Below are 18,255 nucleotides of genomic sequence, written 5' to 3' on the forward strand. Positions count from 1 at the left end.
GGGACGACACGCACAATGAAACTGTTTCCGCTGCATATCCTCCCGAACGACACCAAGATCGACTTCATGCGTTGGCGCCATGTTGCAATGGCCGTCACCATCGCGTTGTTCCTGGCCTCCGTCGGCATCGTTGCCTTCAAGGGCTTCACCTTCGCGCTGGACTTCACCGGCGGCACCCTGATCGAAGCCCGCTTCGAACGCCCGGTGGACGTCGAGCAGGTCCGTTCCCGCCTGGAAGCCACCGGCTTCGAGGGCACCCAGGTGCAGAGCTTCGGTGGCAACACCGACGTGCTGATCCGCCTGGCCCCGCACGGCGAACACGCGCCTGGCACCGGCGCAGCCAGTGCCGAGGACAAGGCCACGGGCGCGGCCGTACTCAAGGCGATTTCCAGCACTGAGAATCCGGCCACGATCCTGCGCAACGAGTTCGTTGGTCCGCAGATCGGCAAGGACCTGGCGATGAATGGCCTGTACGCCACCATCTTCATGCTGGCCGGCTTCCTGATCTACATCGGCTTCCGGTTCGAATGGAAGTTCGCGGTCACGGCCAGCATCGTGGCGCTGTTCGACCTGCTGGTGACGCTGGCGTACGTGTCGCTGCTGGGTCGCGAGTTCGACCTGAACGTGCTGGCCGGTCTGCTGTCGGTGATGGGCTTTGCCATCAACGACATCATCGTGGTGTTCGACCGCGTCCGCGAAAACTTCCGCAGCCTGCGGGTGGAACCGCTGGAAGTGCTGAACCGTTCGATCAACCAGACGCTGTCGCGTACGGTGATCACCGCGGTGATGTTCTTCCTGTCGGCGCTGGCGCTGTACATGTACGGCGGTGCGTCGATGGAAGGCCTGGCCGAGACCCACATGGTGGGTGCGGTGGTGGTGGTGCTGTCGTCGATCCTGGTGGCCGTGCCCATGCTGACCATCGGCTTCCTGCGCGTCAGCAAGCAGGACCTGCTGCCGAAGGCCAAGGACGTCGAAGCATTGGCTCGGCGGCCGTAACGGCGCCGGCCTCTGGCCGTCAGCCCGCTTTGGAAAGGCCGCGCTCTGCGCGGCCTTTTCTTTTGCCGGCTGGGTTTACCGCGTTGCCACGCAGGGCGTGGCACTACCGTACCCACCCGTCGGTTGTGCTGCGCCGCCGCGCGCACTACGATCCCATGCGTTCCGCGCAGCCGTTTCGATGGCGCGCATCCCCCCTTTCAATACGCAGGCCAGGCCTGCGTCTGTTCCCATCGAGGTCTACATGGTCATCAAACCGCGTGTGCGCGGCTTCATCTGCGTCACCACCCATCCGGTCGGCTGTGACGCTGCGGTCAAGCAGCAGATCGACTACATCCAGGCACAGCCGAAGATCCACAACGGTCCCAAGCGCGTGCTGGTGCTCGGCGCCTCCACCGGTTATGGCCTGGCCGCGCGCATCACGGCCGCGTTCGGCAGCGGCGCCGCCACGCTGGGCGTGTTCTTCGAGCGTCCGGGCACCGAGACCAAGCCGGGCACTGCCGGCTGGTACAACTCCGCGGCGTTCCACAGGTATGCCGAGCAGGCCGGCCTGTACGCCAAGAGCGTGAATGGTGATGCGTTCTCCGACGAGGTCAAGGCCAAGGTCATCGCGCTGATCCGCGAGGACCTGGGCCAGGTCGACCAGGTGGTGTACAGCCTGGCCGCGCCGCGCCGCAAGCACCCCAGGACCGGTGAAGTGATCAACTCGACGCTGAAGCCGATCGGCGCGCCGATCACGCTGCGCGGCCTGGACACCGACAAGGAAGTGATCACGCAGACGACGATCGAACCGGCGACGCCGGAAGAAATCGCCGGCACGGTCGCGGTCATGGGCGGCGAAGACTGGCAGATGTGGATCGATGCGCTGCTGGAGGCCGGTGTGCTGGCCGACGGCGCGACCACCACGGCCTTCACCTACGTGGGTGAGGAAATCACGCAGGCCATCTACTGGAACGGTTCGATCGGTGCGGCCAAGAAGGACCTGGACGAGAAGGTGCAGGGCATCCGCGCGAAGCTGGCCCCGATCGGCGGCGATGCGCGCGTGTCGGTACTCAAGGCCGTGGTGACACAGGCCAGCTCGGCCATTCCGACCATGCCGCTGTACCTGTCGTTGCTGTTCAAGGTGATGAAGGAAAAGGGCACGCACGAGGGCTGCATCGAGCAGCTCGACACGCTGTACGACATCCTTTACGGCGGCAAGGACACGGGCACCGCTACCGAGCGTCTGCGCCACCAGCTGCTGGCCGATGGCCGCACCGTTGAACTGGTCGACGAAGCCGGTCGCCTGCGCGCGGATTACAAGGAAATGGCGCCGGAGGTACAGGGCGAGGTCGTCGCGCTGTGGCCGCAGGTGACCAACGAGAACCTGTACGAGATCAGCGACCTGGCCGGCTACAAGGCCGACTTCCTGCGCCTGTTCGGCTTCGGCGTGGAAGGCGTGGACTACGAAGCGGACGTGCCCACCGATGTGGCCATTCCGAACCTGGTTGATATGACCTGATCGACGGCATGCCGACCCACGGTCGGCATCTACCGGCAATCCATGAAAAATGCCGCCCGATGGGCGGCATTTTTTTGGGTTATCGCGTGCGTACAAAAAGAGCAGACACGCATGGCGTGTCTCTACGACGGTATGCCGGTGGAGGGCGGTAGGGTTGGTTCCAGAACAACCGCCGACCGTGCCGATCGGCACGGAAACGCATGAACCAAAAACGAAACTGCATTTGACGTTGCTCGCCTCCGGCCACCAGCCAACCGTCAAAGGGTCGGCGGGGGTGGGTTTGCGGGACTGTAGAAAACATGGATGTTTTCTACAAGCCTACATGGACGTATTCACGGCGTGTCCCGCAAACCCACCGCCGCCGGCCCAAAGCAGTGACATCTGCAGGCATGAGCTTAATCAGAAATCGAAGTTCATCACCGGGCCCGCCGGGCCCACGAACTCGCCCTGCACGTAATCGACGCCCGCGCTGAACAACAGGCTCATCGAACCGTTGTCGGCCACGAACTCGGCGATCGTGCGGATGTTGGCTTCCTGCGCGCGCGTGGTGATTTCCTTGATCTTCTCGCTGTTCTCGCGGGTGCGGGCGAAATCGCTGGTGAAGTCGCGGTCCAGCTTGAGGAACTGCGGCTGGAAGTGCGCCAGCAGCTGGAACGAATCCAGGCCCGAACCGAACTGCTCCAGGCCGATCCGGCAGCCCAGGGGCACCACGTCGGCCAGGAACTGCTGTGCATTGCGCAGGTGCGTAAACACCTTGGCTTCCGGCGCATGGAGCCACAGCCGCTCGCCCGGCACGCCCTGTGCCTGCAGTTCGCGACGGATCGTGGCCACCATCTGCGGGTCGTTGAACGACTCCGGCGTGATCTTGACCATCATGTGCGTCGCGTGACCGGCTCGCTCGCGCTCGCCCAGCACGCCGATGGCGTGCTTCACCACCCACCGGTTGATGTCCGCCAGCAGCCCGTGTTCCTCGGCGATCCCCAGGAACGCGGTGGGGCTGACCAGTTCGCCATTGTTGTCCAGACGCAGGAAGGCCTCGTACAACTCCAGCGGCTCGCCGCCCAGATTGAGGACCGGCTGGTAGTAGAGCTGGAAACCGTCGCCGGACAGCGCCTCGTTGATGCGCGCCACCCAGCGCTGGATGCGCTCTTCCTCCACGCGGTCGATCGCGGCCGGGTCGAAGATGCGGCTCGTGTTGCCCAGCTCGGAGGCCGCCTGCTGGCATTCGGTCGCGCGTGCCAGGACCTGTCCGATGCTGGCGATCTTCTCACCGACCTGCACGCCACCGATGCTGACCGTCACCGTGGCGGAGCGCTCGCCGATGCTGAACACCTGGCCGGCAAACGCATCGCGGATCTGATCGGCCAACGCCTCGGTCTGGGCAAACGCGCCCTCGGTCAGCACCGCGAAACTGTGCTCGTTGAAGCGGGCCACCTGCACCCCGTCGCCGACGGCAGCCGCCAGCACCCGGGCGAGGGCAGCGATCAGCGCATCGGCCGAGTCCAGCCCGATGTCCGGCAGCAGCCGTGCGTAATGGTCCGGTTCGACCAGCAGCAGGCCGAAGCGGCCCTCGCTGCGACCGGCCTGGGCCACGGCCTGCTCCACATGCAGCATGAAGGTCGGGCGGTTGAGCAGGCCGGTCACCTGGTCGCGCTGGCGCAGGTCCTCGACCTCGCGCGCCAGCTCCGGGTCGAACTCCATCCGGCGGCGGAACACCACCTGCAGGCAGCTCTCGCCCTCGTAGGTGGCCGGCGTGAATTCCATGGTCGCGGCGAACACCGCGCCGTCCTGGTTGCGCGCGTCCACCTGGTACTGCGGCGGTGGCGCCTCACCCTTGCTCAACGACTTGAGCAGCTGCTTGAAGCCGTCCACGTGCTGCGGCGCGACCATGTCCAGCAACGAAATGCCTTCCACGTCGTCGAACGCTTCAAACCCGAACATTTCCAGGTAGGCCTCGTTCGCACGGATGTGCATGCCTTCGTGGACGTAGGCGATCGGGTCGCGCGAGGAGGAGATCAGCGCATCACAGCGGCGCTCGGTCTCGCGCATCTGCGCCTCGATCCGACGCAGGCCGCGGCGGGCATGCAGGTCGGTCCACTCGTTGCGGACCACCGCCAGCAGGTGCTCGGGGCGATGGCGCAGGGCGACCGCACGGATGCCGTTGGCACCGGCTTCCACCCATTCGGATTCGTTGATGGTCTCGGCCAGCAGGATCATCGGAATGTCCTTGCCGCTGGCCGCGATCTGCTGGGTGACCAGGAGCAGCGGAATGCTCTGCGCGGGGGCGGCCAGGACCAGGTCGATCGGCTGGCTGCCGATGATCTGCGCCAGCTCTTCGCCGTTCTGCGGGCGCGCCGGGCGCACGGCAATGCCGCTGTTGCGCAGCATGCTGACGATGGTTTCGGCATTCTCGCCGCTGTCATCCACGATCAACAGGCGGACGGTGATGTCATTCGCGTTCTGCATTCACTACTCCCCAGACTGCAAACTTGATACACGATGCGTGTGACTACGTCCATGCCGGCGATGGCCGCCGATCACAGATTGTGAGGGCGGTTACACCACCTGGCCGGCGGCATGGCCACTGGCCCAGGCCCACTGGAAGTTGTATCCGCCCAACCAGCCGGTGACGTCGAGCACTTCGCCGATGAAATGCAGGCCCGGCACCAGCTGCGATTCGAACGTGCTGGACGACACCTTGCGGGTGTCCACCCCGCCCAGCGTGACCTCTGCGGTACGGTACCCCTCGGTGCCGCTGGCGACCAGAGGGAAGTCCTGCAGCAGTGCGGCGGCCTTGAGCAGCTCGCGCTCATCGATCTGGCGCACCGGGCGGTCGGGCAGCCAATGCTCGCACAGGCGCACGGCCAAGCGTCGTGGCAGCACCTCGGACAGCACCGTGCGCAGTTCGGCCGCGCCCCGGTCGCGCTTCATCGCGCGCAGCCAGGCCTCGGCATCCTGGCCGGGCAGCAGGTCCAGGTGCAGCGCGTCGCCGGGCTGCCAGAACGAGGAGATCTGCAGGATCGCCGGGCCACTGATGCCCCGATGGGTGATCAGCATCGAGTTGCGGAATTCCATGTCGTTGCAGCGCGCCGCCACCGGCAGCGCGACCCCGCTCAGCTCATGGAAGCGCTCCTGGTGCGTGCCACTGAGGGTCAACGGCACCAGCCCGGCCCGGGTCGGCAGCAGCGTATGGCCGAACTGCCGCGCCAGCTCGTAGCCGAAGCCGGTGGCGCCCAGGCTCGGAATGGACAGGCCGCCCGTGGCGACCACCAGCGAGGCGGCATGGAAGCGGCCCTGCGCGGTCTGCACATGGAAGCCGTCGGTCCCGCGCTCGACACGCTCCACCGCACAGTCGGTACGGATGTTGACCCCGGCCGCGGTGCACTCGTCCACCAGCATGCGCACGATCTGCTTGGACGACACATCACAGAACAGCTGGCCCAGCTCCTTCTCGTGGAAGGCGATGCCATGCCGCTCCACCATGCCGATGAAGTCCCATGGCGTGTAGCGCGCCAGTGCCGACTTGCAGAAGTGCGGGTTGGACGACAGGAAGTTGGCGGGCGTGGTGCCGGTGTTGGTGAAGTTGCAGCGGCCCCCGCCGGACATCAGGATCTTCTTGCCCACCTTGTTGGCATGGTCGATGACCTGCACGATGCGCCCGCGCTGACCGGCCGTCAGCGCGCACATCAGCCCGGCCGCGCCGGCACCGATCACCAGCACATCACAGCGGATCGTACTCATCGCGCGGGGCTCACGCCTGTGGCTTCTGCTTGCGCCAGGTCGGGGTGACGCTCAGCTCTGCCTTGTCCGAGATCAACCGCACTTCGCCATCCTGGATCATCACGTCCCAGCGCATGGTGCGCTCGATCTGGGCGGCCCACTCGCTGACGAACTCGCCCGGCAGCTCCATGACGTCAAGCGCCGAGAGCTTGTTCAATGCCGAACTGTTGCGCTTCCACCAGATCTCGGAGGCGTTGCCGCCGTACATGACCAGCTGCACGGCGCGTGCGCGGCCCGCGGCCTTGCGCAGGCGCGATTCGTCCGGCTGGCCCAGCTCGATCCACAGCTCGATGTCCCCGGTGTAATCGCGGCGCCACAGGTCCGGCTCGTCGTCCACGCTCAGGCCGCGGCCGAACTCCAGCCGGTCGTCGGCATTCAGGGCAAAGGCCAGCAGCCGCACCATGAGGCGATCGTCATTCTCGGACGGGTGCTGGGCCAGGGTCAGGTTGTGGGTCGCGTAGTAACCGCGATCCATGTCGCTGATCTGCAGCTCGGCCTTGCGGATGGTGGCGGTGAGGGCCATGGGGGTACCGTAAACAAAGAGCGCCATGATAATGCTTGGGCCATGACCCCGTCCGATTCCATCCTGCCCGGCGTACCTGCCAGCCGCCTGCAGTTGCCGCCCGGCGACTGGCCCAGCCTGCTGGACGGGCTGTGCGCGCGGTTTCCGCGCATCGCGCGCGCGCAGTGGCTGGACCGCTTCGCGCGCGGGCGGGTCCAGGACGCGCAGGGCAGGGCGCTGGCGCCCCAGCACCCTTGGCGGGTGGGGCTGGAGATCCTCTATTTCCGCGAGGTGGTGGACGAGCCGGTGATCCCGGTGCAGGAATCGATCCTGTTCCAGGACGCAGACCTGCTGGTGGCCGACAAGCCGCACTTCCTGCCGGTGACGCCTGCCGGCAGCTACGTGCGCGAGACGCTGTTGGCGCGGCTGGTGGCCCGCACCGGCAATCCCGCGCTGGTGCCCCTGCACCGGTTGGATCGGCTCACGGCGGGGCTGGTGCTGTTCTCGACCCGCGCTGCGACGCGTGACGCCTACCAACGGCTGTTTCGTGAGCGCCGCATCGTGAAGACCTATGAAGCGCTGGCCGGCGCGCTGCCCGGACTGACCTTCCCGCGGGAGCGGCACAGCCGGATGGTGCCGGGCGAGCCGTTCTTCCGGATGGCCGAGGCGCCGGGCGAGCCCAACGCGCGCACCCGGATCGAAGTGATCGATGGCGAGGGCGGGCACTGGCGCTATCGCCTGCATCCGGAGACCGGGCGCAAGCACCAGCTGCGCGTTCACATGGCCGCGCTGGGCGCCCCGATCCTGGGGGACAACCTGTATCCGCAGCTGCGCGCGGCGGGCGAGGCGGCTGCAGATCTGCCCCTGCAACTGCTGGCCCAGGCGCTTTCGTTCGACGATCCGTTGACCCGCCAGCCAAGGCATTTCACCAGCCAGCTGACCCTGCGCGTCCCGTAGAGCCACGCCCTGCGTGGCTGGGAAGGTCGACCCCGCCCGCGAGAGGCGTCTGGCTGTACGACCATATCGGCCACCGGTCCAGTCTTCCTCAGGTCATGGCCGCCCATCATTTGGCTGAAATTAAGGCTGGAAAAACATGAATGGGGCAGCGGATTTCGTGTAGGATGCGCCAATCCCTTGTCCTGTCAGGCGGGAGGGGGCCGGTGGCTGAATAACGCAGCTATCGCTTTTTCGGTAAAAGAAGCGTATCGTCCCCCACACTGTGTTTGCTAGGGTCACCGTGAATCGTGGCCTGGTGCAGTTGATCTCACGATCCGCTCATCGATCCGCTTTACCAACGCCTGCAACTCAGTCTCGGCACCGGAAAACCGGTTGTCGCGATTATTTCAACTTTTGTTTCAGGAGTTAGTACATGTCTGATCGTCAGAGCGGCACCGTCAAGTGGTTCAACGATGCCAAGGGCTTCGGCTTCATCACCCCGGAAAGCGGCCCGGACCTGTTCGTGCACTTCCGTGCCATCCAGGGCACCGGCTTCAAGTCGCTGCAGGAAGGCCAGAAAGTGACCTTCGTCGCCGTGCAGGGCCAGAAGGGCATGCAGGCTGACCAGGTGCAGGCGGCTTAATTGCCCCTGCAACCGTAAGGTTGCCAGAAACGCCGGAAGCGCAAGCTTCCGGCGTTTTTTTTTGGGCGTTGCAGTGGCTGCAGGGCGATGACGCGCCCGTTCACGGCGGCGGTTAGGATGGGGGTTTGCCTTCCCCGGAACCGTCGATGATCAAGGTGCACCATCTGGACCACTCCCGTTCGCAGCGCGTGCTGTGGATGCTGGAGGAGCTGAACCTGCCGTACCAGCTGGTCAACTACCAGCGGGATCCGACCACCTGGCTGGCGCCGCCGGCGCTGCGCGCGATCCATCCGCTGGGCAAGTCGCCAGTCCTGCAGGACGACGCACTGGTGCTGGCCGAATCCGGCGCGATCCTGGAATACCTGGCCGACCGCTACGACAGCGCCCGCCAGCTGTCGCCCGAGCCGTTGCCGGCGCAGGCCGACGAGCGGGTCCGTTACCGCTACTGGATGCACTACGCCGAAGGCTCGGCGATGCCGCCGCTGCTGATGAGCCTGGTGTTCGCGCGGGTGCGCAAGGCGCCGATGCCGTTCTTCGCCAAGCCGATCGCCCGCGGCATCGTCGACAAGGTAATGAAGACCTTCGTCGGGCCGCAGCTGAAGCTGCACCTGGACTGGATGGAGCGCGAACTGGGCGCCTCGCCGTGGTTCGCCGGTGAGCGCTTCACCGCGGCCGACATCCAGATGAGCTTCCCGGTCCAGGCGGCCGCTTCGCGCGCCGGCAGCATGGAGCGCTACCCGAAGCTGCAGGCCTTCCTGCAGCGCATCGAGCAGCGGCCGGCGTACCAGCGTGCCATCGAGCGCGGCGGCCCGCTCAACCTGGGCGCAGGCGCGGCCTGAGCTTGCACGCGCCCGTCGCTGCCCCCATGTCGATGCCATGAGTACAGAGCCGCTGCGTTTCGACAACCGTTTCCTGCGGGAACTTCCCGGCGATGAAGAAGACGGGCCACGCGTCCGCGAGGTGCGCGGCGCGGCCTGGTCGTCGGTGATGCCCACGCCGGTGGCCAACCCGACGTTGCTGGCGTATTCGCCGGCGCTGGCGGCGCAGTTGGGCCTCGGCCAGGACCTGCTGGACAGCGCCGACTTCCCGCGCGTGTTCGGCGGCAATGCCCTGTATGCCGGCATGCAGCCGTGGGCGGCCAACTACGGCGGCCATCAGTTCGGGCACTGGGCCGGTCAGCTCGGCGATGGCCGCGCCATTTCGCTGGGCGAGCTGCTTGCCCCGGACGGTGCGCGCTGGGAACTGCAGTTGAAGGGGGCAGGGCGCACGCCTTATTCGCGCGGTGCCGATGGCCGTGCGGTGCTGCGTTCGTCGATCCGCGAATTCCTGTGCAGCGAAGCCATGTACCACCTGGGCGTGCCGACCACGCGCGCGCTCAGCCTGGTCGCTACCGGCGAGGCAGTGGTGCGCGACATGTTCTATGACGGTCACCCGGAGCCGGAACCCGGCGCGGTGGTATGCCGGGTGGCACCGTCGTTCCTGCGCTTCGGCAGTTTCGAGCTGCCGGCCTCGCGTGGCGATGTCGACCTGCTGCGGAAACTGGTTGATTTCTGCATCGCGCGCGACTTCCCGGCACTTGCCGATGCGGGGGCAGACCGCTATTCGGCGTGGTTCGCGCAGGTCTGCGAACGCACGGCGGTGCTGGTCGCGCATTGGATGCGGGTGGGCTTCGTGCATGGCGTGATGAATACCGACAACCTGTCGATCCTCGGCCTGACCATCGACTACGGTCCGTACGGCTGGGTGGACGACTACGATCCGGATTGGACCCCCAACACCACCGACGCGCAGGGGCGGCGCTACCGCTTCGGCACGCAGCCGCAGGTGGCCTATTGGAATCTCACCCGGCTGGCGCAGGCGCTGTCGCCGCTGTTCGACGACGTGGCGCCGCTGCACGCGGGGCTGGCCCGTTTCCAGGCGGTGCATGCACAGCGCGAGCGCGAGGACATTGCCGCCAAGTTCGGCCTGGCAGCGTGCCGCGATGACGACGTGGCGATGATGGCCGCGTGGCTGCAGATCCTGCAGGACGGCGAGATGGACATGACGCTCGCGTTCCGCGGCCTGATGCGGTTCGATCCGCAGGCACCTGACCCGGCCGTGCTGGAGGACGCCTTCTACAGCATGGAGCGCCGCAGCGAAGTGCTGCCGGCGGTGCAGGCGTGGTTGCAGCAGTACGCGGCGCGGCTGCGCAGCGATGCGCTGGACGCGGCGGCGCGCCAGCAACGGATGGCGGCGGCAAATCCGCTGTACGTGCTGCGCAACTGGCTGGCCCAGGAGGCCATCGAGCAGGCTGAACAGGGTGACCTCAGCGGCGTGCATGCGCTGCAGGAGGTGCTGCGCCACCCCTACGACAGGCAGCCGGGCCGTGAACACTACGCCGGCAAGCGACCGGAATGGGCCCGGGACAAGGCCGGCTGTTCGATGCTGTCCTGCAGTTCCTGAGCGCGATGGCGCGGTCCATGCGGGGCCGGGTTACCCTATGCCACCCCTTTGGTTGCCGCTTTCCATGACCGACGCTTCCGCCACGCCCGCCTGGGCAGGTCGCCTCCGCGACATCGCCGATTTCCCCAAGCCGGGCATCCTGTTCAAGGACATCATGCCGCTGCTGGCCGACGGCGATGATTTCGCTGCGGCGATCGACGCCATGGTCGCGCCGTGGCGCGATGCGCGCCTGCACGCGGTCATGGGCATCGAATCGCGCGGCTTCATCCTGGGCGCGGCGATGGCGCGGGTGCTGGGCGTGGGCTTCGTGCCGGTACGCAAGCCGGGCAAGTTGCCCGGCAAGGTGCTGCGCCAGGACTACACGCTGGAGTACCGCACCGACAGCATTGAAGTGCATGCCGATGCGTTGCCGCCCGGCGCACGGGTGCTGGTCGTGGACGACGTGCTGGCCACCGGCGGCACGTTGCTGGCCGCCCTGTCACTGGCGCGGCAGTTGCAGGTCGAGGTGATCGGTGCGGCGGTGCTGGTCGAGCTGGCCGGCCTGGGTGGCCGCGAGCGCTGGAGCAGCGACGTGCCGCTGCTGGCGAATCTGGTGTATTGATCCTGCTGGACACGCATGGCGTGTCCCTGCGTGGTTGTGGCCCGGCATCGCGTAGGGACACGCCATGCGTGTCCACGCGGTACCGGGCCTGCCATTACATCTGGCGCACGCGGAAGCGTCGGCCCTTGATCTTGCCGGCTTCCAGCCGTGCGATCGCCTTGCCGACATGGTCGCGGGCGATGGCCACATAGGAGCGCGTGGCATAGATGTCGATCTTGCCGATCACCTTGGCCGAGAGACCCGCGTCGCCGGTCAGCGCGCCCAGGATATCGCCAGGACGCAGCTTGTCGGTCTTGCCGCCATCGATGCGCAGCGTCTCCATCGCCGCCTGCGGCAGCACGGCCGGGCGTGCGGTGGCCAGCGGGGTTTTCTGCCAATCCAGCGGCTTGCCCTGCGCCGCTTCAAGCGCGTCGGCGCGGTTGCGTTCGCGGCTGGTCACCAGGCTGATGGCCAGGCCGGTGGCACCGGCACGGCCGGTACGACCGACGCGGTGTTCGTAGGTTTCGATATCGGTCGGCAGCTCGTAGTTGATCACGGCCGCCAGGTCCTGCACGTCCAGACCGCGCGCGGCCACGTCGCTGGCCACCAGCACGTTGCAGCTGCGGTTGGCGAAGCGCACCAGCACCTCGTCGCGGTCGCGCTGTTCCATTTCACCGTGCAGCGGCAGCGCGGAGAACCCGAACTGCTGCAGTGAAACGGCCACGTCATCCACATCGCGGCGGGTGTTGCAGAACACCACCGTCGACTCCGGGTTGTACTTGAGCAGCAGCCCGGCCAGTGCCTTCTGCTTGCTGGCCAGGTCAACCTCGCAGAACAGGTGGCGGATCGCCGGCGCGTGGTCGGCGCCTTCCACGGTTACCTCGACCGGGTCGCGCAGCAGCACGCGCGCGATCTCGCGGATCTCGTCGGGATAGGTGGCCGAGAACAGCAGCGTCTGGCGGTCCTTGCTGGTCCGCCCGGCGATCTCACGGATCGGCTCCTCGAAGCCCATGTCGAGCATGCGGTCGGCTTCGTCGAGCACCAGGGTGGTCACGCCCCCCAGCTTCAGGACGCGCTTGCGGCCCAGTTCCTGGATTCGCCCCGGGGTGCCGACGACCACATGCGGGTCGTGGGCTTCCAGTGACGCCAGCTGCGGGCCCAGCGGCATGCCGCCGGTCAGCACCACCAGCTTCAGGTTGGGGATGCCGGTGGCCAGTTTGCGGATCTGCTTGCCGACCTGGTCGGCCAGCTCACGGGTCGGGCACAGCACCAGCGCCTGGGCGCGGATCACCGACGGGTCCAGCGCCTGCAGCAGGCCCAGGCCGAAGGCGGCGGTCTTGCCGCTGCCGGTGGGGGCCTGTGCGATCAGGTCGCGGCGCTCAAGGATGGCCGGCAGGCTCTGCGCCTGCACGGGAGTCATCTGGGTATAGCCCAGCGCGTCGATGCCCGCCGCCAGCGAGGCCGACAGGGGCAGTTCGGAGAATTCGTTCATGCCGCATTCTACCCGGTGCGCCGGTCCGGCGCCGCCGCCACGACCAACGGTCGTGGCCTACCGGAGAAGGGCGTGCACGCCCAGGTTGATGGCCAGCCCGACGACCAGCAGCCAGGCAAACAACAGCAGGGCAAGCAGCAGCGGTTTCAGCCCGGCCTGGCGCAACGCGCGCACCTGGGTGGTGAGGCCGAGCGCGGCCATGGCCATCGCCAGCAGCACGGTGTCCACCTGCAGCGCCGCCGTGACCAGTACCGGGGGCAGGACCTGCAGCGAATTCACCGCCGCCACGGCCACGAAGCCGAACGCGAACCACGGCACCACGACCCTGTGGTTTCCACCGTCACGTGCGGTGGGGCGCTGACGGGCCAGCAGCAGCGACAACCCCACCAGGAACGGCGCCAGCATCATCACCCGCACCATCTTGGTGATCACCGCCGTGTCGGCGGCGGCCGCGCTGACCGCGCCACCGGCGGCCACCACCTGGGCCACTTCATGGACGGTCGAGCCGGTGAACACGCCATACAACTGCTCGCTGAAGGAGAGTGCGCCCACGGCCAGGTTGAGCTGGTACAAAGCCGGGTACAGCACCATCGCGACCGTGCCGAACACCACCACGGTCGATACGGCCACCGTGACCTGCGCCGGCCGCGCGCGCACCACCGGCTCGGCGGCCATCACCGCCGCCGCCCCGCAGATGGCACTGCCGGCGCCGATGAGGAGGGCAGCCTCGCGGTCCATCCCGAGCACGCGGGTCCCGGCCCACCAGGCCAGCGCGAACGTGCTGGTGAGCACCAGCGCGTCGATGGCCACGCCCGCCATCCCGACCTGGCCGATGTCCTGGAAGGTCAGCCGCAGCCCATACAGCACGATGCCGGCGCGCAGCAGCCAGTGCTTGCAGAAGGCCACGCCCGGCGCAGTCGGGTTCGCGATGCGCGGGTACACGGTGTTGCCGACCGCGATGCCCAGCACGATGGCCAGGGTCAGCGCGCTGAGGCCATGCGCCTGGGGCCAGGGCAGGGCGGCCAGCACCAGCGCGCCAGCGGCCAGCGCCGCGACCAGCAGCAGCCCGGTGGCGCGGCCCCGCCAGCGCTGCAGCAGGGCGGGGAAAGGATCAGTGGCAAGGGGCACATTCACGGCGCTGCTCCGGCAGGGGAGAGGTGAGCGTGCGTGCCGGATGAACTACCTGTAAAACGGATAAAATCAGTAGTACAAACCAGCAAAAACAGGTTGGTTATTCGATGCGCCTCTCACTTCGCCAATGGCAGGTCCTTGTCGCCGTCGCCGATGCCGGGACCACGACCGCGGCGGGGGCGCGTATCGGCCTGTCCCAGTCGGCCGTCAGCGCCGCCCTGAACGAGCTTGAGGGCCAGCTGCCGTTCCCGGTGTTCGACCGGATCGGCCGTGGCCTGGTGCTCAATGCGGCCGGCCGCGCCCTGCTCGACCCGGCGCGCGCGCTGCTGGTGGCGGCGCAGGCGCTGGAGCGCTCGGCCGGCGTGGGGCAGGCTGGCGCCGCCGACACGTTGCCGCTGCACCTGCGGATCGGCGCCAGCACCACGATCGGCAACTATCTGCTGCCTGGACGCGTTGCCGCGTTGCTCGCCCGCCAACCCGAGGCCCAGGTGGACCTGCGGGTCGGCAACAGTGCCGACGTGGTGGCCGAGGTACAGCGGTTGGAGGTGGACCTGGGCCTGATCGAGGGCCCCTGCCACGCCAGCGGACTGCAGGTGCTTCCGTGGCAGCGCGATCAACTGGTCATCGTGGCGGCCGCGGCTGCGGACCTGCCGTCCCGCGTGGACGTGCCGGCCCTGGCCGCGGCGCGCTGGCTGCTGCGCGAACCGGGCTCGGGCACCCGCGAGGCGGTCGAGCAGGGCCTGCTGCCACACCTGCACCACTTCGCACGGTCGATGCAGCTGGGCAGCACCGAAGCCATCAAACAGGCCGCGGCCGCCGGCCTGGGCATCGCCTGCCTGTCACGGCTGGCGGTGGCCGACCTGGTCGCGCTGGGCAGCCTGCGGATCCTGGACACGCCGCTGCCGCCGCTGTCGCGCCAGTTGTGGATGGTGCGCCACCCCGGCAAGCGGGTCCCCCCGGCGCTGGCTGAATTGCTGGCGCTGCCGCCGGGAGTTTTCGCGTCCGCCTGAGCGACGCCACGCAGCGTCAGCCCGTACAATGGTCGGATGCCTCTGATTACTCTGCAAAGCGTCGACTTCAGCGTCGGCGGCCCGTTGTTGCTGGAAAAAGCCGAACTGTCGATCGAGCCGGGCGAACGCATCGCCCTGATCGGCCGCAACGGCGCCGGCAAATCCACCCTGCTCAAGCTGTTGTCCGGCGACCACAAGCCCGACGACGGAGAAGTGCGCGTGCAGCAGGGGGTGCGCATCACCCGGCTGGAGCAGGAGGTGCCGCACGGTGCCGCCGGCAGCGTCTTCGACGTCGTCGCCGAAGGCCTGGGCGAACTGGGCCACTGGCTCGCCGAGTTCCATCACCTGAGCGTGGCCGAGGAGTTCGACGGCGATGCGTTGTCGGCTGTGCAGGCCAAGATCGACGCCGCCAACGGCTGGGGCCTGGACCAGCGCGTCAGCGAGACGCTGACCAAGCTGGACCTGGATGGCGAGGCGGAATTCGCGCGCCTGTCCGGCGGCATGAAGCGCCGGGTGCTGCTGGGTCGCGCGCTGGTGTCCGCGCCGGACCTGCTGCTGCTCGACGAGCCGACCAACCACCTGGACATCGAGGCCATCGACTGGCTGGAAATGTTCCTGAAGAACTGGAACGGCAGCGTGGTGTTCGTCACCCATGACCGTCGCTTCCTGCGCGCGCTGGCCACCCGGATCGTCGAAATCGATCGCGGCCAGGTCACCAGCTGGCCGGGCGACTGGGCCAACTACGAGCGCCGCCGCGAAGAACGCCTGAACGCGCAGGCACAGGAAAACGCGCGGTTCGACAAACTGCTGGCGCAGGAAGAAGTGTGGATCCGCCAGGGCATCAAGGCCCGGCGCACCCGTGACGAAGGCCGTGTGCGCCGCCTCAAGGCGATGCGCGACGAGCGTACCCAGCGCCGCGAGCTGGGCGGCAACGTCCGCATGGAAGCCTCGCAGGGGCAGAACTCCGGCAAGAAGGTCATCGACGTCAAGGACATCTCCTTCGCGTTCGGCGAGCGGGTGATGGTCAAGGACTTCAGCACCACCATCCTGCGCGGCGACCGCATCGGTCTGATTGGTCCCAATGGCAGCGGCAAGACCACGCTGCTCAAGCTGCTGCTGGGCGACCTCGCCCCGGACAGCGGCGAAGTGCGTGCCGGCACCAACCTGCAGATCGCGTACTTCGACCAGTACCGCTCGGTACTGCGCGAGGATTGGACCGCGATCGAGAACGTCGCCGAAGGCCGTGATTTCCTCGAGGTCAACGGCAAGCGCAAGCACGTGCATGCCTACCTGCAGGACTTCCTGTTCACCCCGGAACGCGCCCGTGCGCCGATCACCCGCCTGTCCGGCGGTGAGCGCAACCGGCTGCTGCTGGCCAAGCTGTTCGCGCAGCCGTCCAACCTGCTGGTGATGGACGAACCGACCAACGATCTGGATGTGGAAACGCTGGAACTGCTCGAAGAGCTGCTCGGCGACTACACCGGCACGCTGCTGCTGGTCAGCCATGACCGTGACTTCCTCGACAACGTGGTGACCTCCACGATGGTGATGGAAGGCGACGGCGTGGTCGGCGAGTACGTGGGCGGTTACACCGACTGGCAGCGCCAGGCGGCGCGCATGGCCGCGGCGGCGGCGGCTGCACCGGTGGCCGTCTCCCGGCCGGCGACGCAGGCAGCGGTGGCGACGGCGGCACCGGCCGAGCCGGCCGCCCCCAAGCGCAAGCTCAGCTACAAGGACGCGCGCGAGCTGGAGCAGTTGCCGCTGAAGATCGAAACGCTGGAGAAGGACGTCGAGGGCCTGACCGCCGCGATGAACGACCCGGCGTTCTATCAGCGCAGCGCCCCGGACATGGCGGCGCACACCCAGAAGCTGGGTGCGGTGCAGGCCGAACTGGATGCCGCGTACAAGCGCTGGGAAGAGCTGGACGCCTGATTTTTCTGGCTTCGGATGTTTTGAACGTCGGCCCCATTATTGGGGTCGGCGTTGGAATGCCTTCGGATGGTTGTGCCGCGCTGCGCGCGGTGGACACGCATGGCGTGTCACTACGAACCGCTACGTGCGCAGGACGATGGCGTTTTTCGCGTAGCGACACGCCATGCGTATCCACGTAGCGACACGCCATGCGTGTCCCACGTAGCGCGTGGGATCACGCATGGCCCACACCGAGTTATTTGACCCCGTGCAGATCCCGCAACTGGCTCGGTCTTGAGCCGAAATACGCGGCCAGGTCGGCAATGTCCTGGTCGCTCAGGTCCGTCGCCTGCGGCGTCATCAGCGGATGCTGGCGATCACCGGCGCGGTACGCCTGCAGGGCATGGGCCAGGTAATCGCCATACTGCCCGCCCAGTTTGGGGTAGGTCGGGTCGATCGGCTTGTTGCCGTCCGCCCCGTGGCAGTCGATGCAGCTTTGCCCGGTGGCCTTGCCCTTGACCTGGGCGCGGGCCTCACCGGCGGCGATGCGTCCGGTCGGGAGACCGGCGGAAGAGCCTGAACCGTGCTCGCCACTGGCGTGGCCCGGGTCGGCGGCGGAATCTGCGCTGTTTTCCACCTGCGACTGCGAACAGGCAGCCAGCAGCAGGGCAACGGACAGGGCGATGGCGTGACGCTTGAACGGCGCGGCTTTCGTCATGAGCGGTGCTTATTTGACGGTGGACAGGTAAACAGCGAGATCGGCGATCTCCTGTTCGCTGAAACTCATGGACTGCGCCTGCATCGTGGGATGCCGGCGCTTGCCCTGGCGGTACTCGCTCAGCGCCTGGCTGAGGTACTGCTGGGTCTGCCCACCGATCTTGGGCACCCGGTAACTGGGATAGGCGTTCTTGTACCCGGTAATACCGTGACACCCCTGGCAGGTATAGGCCAGGGTCCGGCCATTGTCGAACTGTCCGACAAGGGCGGCCGGGGAGGCTGCCGGGGCAACTGCAGGTGCGGCGGGTGCAGCTGGAGCAGGTACGGCTGGAGCAGGTACGGCTGGAGCTGATGCGGCCTGTGCGGCGGCCCCGAGGGGCAGGAGGACGGCCAGAGCGAGACAAGCGGCGAGCGGCTGCGGGCGCATGATGTCGTTTCCGATATACGGGTTCTGGTCGTTCCGGCGTGGGGTACGGAACTGACCCGAGTATAGCCTGCGTTTTCATCTAGCTGAAACCGGGTCCGGCCAAGGGCGGGACGCAGGTCACCATGACCTTTGGGATATGGTGTTGTCGTGACGTGGTGCATTACTTTGCTACCACACCTGCCCACGCATC

Annotated in this window: 16 protein-coding genes; 9 read left to right on the plus strand and 7 right to left on the minus strand. The window is 67.2% G+C overall.

Annotation, left to right across the window (positions count from 1 at the left end; translation table 11 throughout):
- Positions 1 to 15 precede the first annotated feature (15 nt).
- Positions 16 to 996 carry a protein translocase subunit SecF gene (gene secF, locus AC3ITN_RS08390; RefSeq protein ID WP_313342510.1) on the plus strand — a complete coding sequence of 327 codons (981 nt, stop codon included), beginning with the start codon at positions 16 to 18 and terminating at the stop codon, positions 994 to 996.
- A 241-nt stretch (positions 997 to 1,237) separates the two neighbouring features.
- On the plus strand, positions 1,238 to 2,494 hold the full coding sequence (fabV, locus tag AC3ITN_RS08395; RefSeq protein WP_489392641.1) for an enoyl-ACP reductase FabV: 1,257 nt from the start codon (positions 1,238 to 1,240) through the stop codon (positions 2,492 to 2,494).
- 399 nt (positions 2,495 to 2,893) lie between these two features.
- Here fabV and AC3ITN_RS08400 read toward each other — a convergent pair whose 3' ends face one another.
- The 3 genes from AC3ITN_RS08400 to AC3ITN_RS08410 all read right to left on the minus strand — a co-directional run bounded on the left by AC3ITN_RS08400 (position 2,894) and on the right by AC3ITN_RS08410 (position 6,797).
- The gene (locus tag AC3ITN_RS08400) at positions 2,894 to 4,960 is read right to left on the minus strand and encodes a GGDEF/EAL domain-containing response regulator (protein WP_313342516.1); all 2,067 of its coding nucleotides are present in this window, start codon (positions 4,958 to 4,960) and stop codon (positions 2,894 to 2,896) included.
- A gap of 90 nt (positions 4,961 to 5,050) precedes the next feature.
- Positions 5,051 to 6,235: a BaiN/RdsA family NAD(P)/FAD-dependent oxidoreductase gene (locus tag AC3ITN_RS08405; RefSeq protein WP_489392642.1), complete on the minus strand. Its 1,185-nt coding sequence runs from the start codon at positions 6,233 to 6,235 to the stop codon at positions 5,051 to 5,053.
- Positions 6,236 to 6,245: 10 nt separating this feature from the next.
- Complete coding sequence (locus tag AC3ITN_RS08410) at positions 6,246 to 6,797, minus strand: YaeQ family protein (protein WP_313342522.1); 552 nt, start codon at positions 6,795 to 6,797, stop codon at positions 6,246 to 6,248.
- 42 nt (positions 6,798 to 6,839) lie between these two features.
- On the opposite strand from AC3ITN_RS08410, the gene AC3ITN_RS08415 reads away from it, so the two are divergent.
- The 5 genes from AC3ITN_RS08415 (at position 6,840) to AC3ITN_RS08435 (ending at position 11,398) form a co-directional block, all read left to right on the plus strand.
- Positions 6,840 to 7,733: a pseudouridine synthase gene (locus tag AC3ITN_RS08415; protein WP_489392643.1), complete on the plus strand. Its 894-nt coding sequence runs from the start codon at positions 6,840 to 6,842 to the stop codon at positions 7,731 to 7,733.
- A 412-nt stretch (positions 7,734 to 8,145) separates the two neighbouring features.
- A complete protein-coding gene (locus tag AC3ITN_RS08420; RefSeq protein WP_068851222.1) occupies positions 8,146 to 8,355 on the plus strand; it encodes a cold-shock protein in 210 nt (69 codons plus the stop codon).
- A gap of 146 nt (positions 8,356 to 8,501) precedes the next feature.
- A complete protein-coding gene (locus AC3ITN_RS08425) occupies positions 8,502 to 9,194 on the plus strand; it encodes a glutathione S-transferase family protein (RefSeq protein ID WP_489392644.1) in 693 nt (230 codons plus the stop codon).
- A 37-nt stretch (positions 9,195 to 9,231) separates the two neighbouring features.
- Entirely contained in the window at positions 9,232 to 10,797 is a 1,566-nt protein-coding gene (locus AC3ITN_RS08430) for a protein adenylyltransferase SelO (RefSeq protein ID WP_489392645.1), read from the plus strand.
- Positions 10,798 to 10,861: 64 nt separating this feature from the next.
- On the plus strand, positions 10,862 to 11,398 hold the full coding sequence (locus AC3ITN_RS08435; protein WP_489392646.1) for an adenine phosphoribosyltransferase: 537 nt from the start codon (positions 10,862 to 10,864) through the stop codon (positions 11,396 to 11,398).
- 94 nt (positions 11,399 to 11,492) lie between these two features.
- On the opposite strand, the gene dbpA is transcribed toward AC3ITN_RS08435, so the two are convergent.
- Together dbpA and AC3ITN_RS08445 are read right to left on the minus strand one after the other, a co-directional pair.
- Complete coding sequence (gene dbpA, locus AC3ITN_RS08440) at positions 11,493 to 12,869, minus strand: ATP-dependent RNA helicase DbpA (protein ID WP_489392647.1); 1,377 nt, start codon at positions 12,867 to 12,869, stop codon at positions 11,493 to 11,495.
- A gap of 57 nt (positions 12,870 to 12,926) precedes the next feature.
- The gene (locus AC3ITN_RS08445) at positions 12,927 to 13,997 is read right to left on the minus strand and encodes a YeiH family protein (protein ID WP_489392896.1); all 1,071 of its coding nucleotides are present in this window, start codon (positions 13,995 to 13,997) and stop codon (positions 12,927 to 12,929) included.
- 110 nt (positions 13,998 to 14,107) lie between these two features.
- Between AC3ITN_RS08445 and AC3ITN_RS08450 the strand changes: the two genes are divergently transcribed.
- Both AC3ITN_RS08450 and AC3ITN_RS08455 read left to right on the plus strand, forming a co-directional pair.
- Positions 14,108 to 15,010 carry a LysR substrate-binding domain-containing protein gene (locus tag AC3ITN_RS08450; RefSeq protein WP_489392648.1) on the plus strand — a complete coding sequence of 301 codons (903 nt, stop codon included), beginning with the start codon at positions 14,108 to 14,110 and terminating at the stop codon, positions 15,008 to 15,010.
- Between the two features lie 36 nt (positions 15,011 to 15,046).
- Entirely contained in the window at positions 15,047 to 16,942 is a 1,896-nt protein-coding gene (locus AC3ITN_RS08455) for an ATP-binding cassette domain-containing protein (RefSeq protein ID WP_313342540.1), read from the plus strand.
- 235 nt (positions 16,943 to 17,177) lie between these two features.
- Here the strand turns inward: AC3ITN_RS08455 and AC3ITN_RS08460 are convergent, their stop codons facing one another.
- Positions 17,178 to 17,639, minus strand: a complete 462-nt coding sequence (locus AC3ITN_RS08460; protein ID WP_489392649.1) for a c-type cytochrome — start codon at positions 17,637 to 17,639, stop codon at positions 17,178 to 17,180.
- A gap of 9 nt (positions 17,640 to 17,648) precedes the next feature.
- Positions 17,649 to 18,065: a c-type cytochrome gene (locus AC3ITN_RS08465; protein WP_489392650.1), complete on the minus strand. Its 417-nt coding sequence runs from the start codon at positions 18,063 to 18,065 to the stop codon at positions 17,649 to 17,651.
- Between the last annotated feature and the right edge of the window lie 190 nt (positions 18,066 to 18,255).

The organism is Stenotrophomonas sp. KH_036_B (assembly GCF_057839485.1).

Bases quoted from the DNA above. Each gene is read 5' to 3' on its own strand.
- fabV (WP_489392641.1), top strand. From the start codon at position 1,238: ATGGTCATCAAACCGCGTGTGCGCGGCTTCATCTGCGTCACCACCCAT.
- AC3ITN_RS08425 (WP_489392644.1), top strand. From the start codon at position 8,502: ATGATCAAGGTGCACCATCTGGACCACTCCCGTTCGCAGCGCGTGCTG.
- AC3ITN_RS08430 (WP_489392645.1), top strand. From the start codon at position 9,232: ATGAGTACAGAGCCGCTGCGTTTCGACAACCGTTTCCTGCGGGAACTT.
- AC3ITN_RS08410 (WP_313342522.1), bottom strand. From the start codon at position 6,797: ATGGCCCTCACCGCCACCATCCGCAAGGCCGAGCTGCAGATCAGCGAC.
- AC3ITN_RS08420 (WP_068851222.1), top strand. From the start codon at position 8,146: ATGTCTGATCGTCAGAGCGGCACCGTCAAGTGGTTCAACGATGCCAAG.
- dbpA (WP_489392647.1), bottom strand. From the start codon at position 12,869: ATGAACGAATTCTCCGAACTGCCCCTGTCGGCCTCGCTGGCGGCGGGC.
- AC3ITN_RS08450 (WP_489392648.1), top strand. From the start codon at position 14,108: ATGCGCCTCTCACTTCGCCAATGGCAGGTCCTTGTCGCCGTCGCCGAT.
- AC3ITN_RS08455 (WP_313342540.1), top strand. From the start codon at position 15,047: ATGCCTCTGATTACTCTGCAAAGCGTCGACTTCAGCGTCGGCGGCCCG.
- AC3ITN_RS08405 (WP_489392642.1), bottom strand. From the start codon at position 6,235: ATGAGTACGATCCGCTGTGATGTGCTGGTGATCGGTGCCGGCGCGGCC.
- AC3ITN_RS08400 (WP_313342516.1), bottom strand. From the start codon at position 4,960: ATGCAGAACGCGAATGACATCACCGTCCGCCTGTTGATCGTGGATGAC.
- AC3ITN_RS08460 (WP_489392649.1), bottom strand. From the start codon at position 17,639: ATGACGAAAGCCGCGCCGTTCAAGCGTCACGCCATCGCCCTGTCCGTT.
- AC3ITN_RS08465 (WP_489392650.1), bottom strand. From the start codon at position 18,065: ATGCGCCCGCAGCCGCTCGCCGCTTGTCTCGCTCTGGCCGTCCTCCTG.
- AC3ITN_RS08415 (WP_489392643.1), top strand. From the start codon at position 6,840: ATGACCCCGTCCGATTCCATCCTGCCCGGCGTACCTGCCAGCCGCCTG.
- AC3ITN_RS08435 (WP_489392646.1), top strand. From the start codon at position 10,862: ATGACCGACGCTTCCGCCACGCCCGCCTGGGCAGGTCGCCTCCGCGAC.
- secF (WP_313342510.1), top strand. From the start codon at position 16: ATGAAACTGTTTCCGCTGCATATCCTCCCGAACGACACCAAGATCGAC.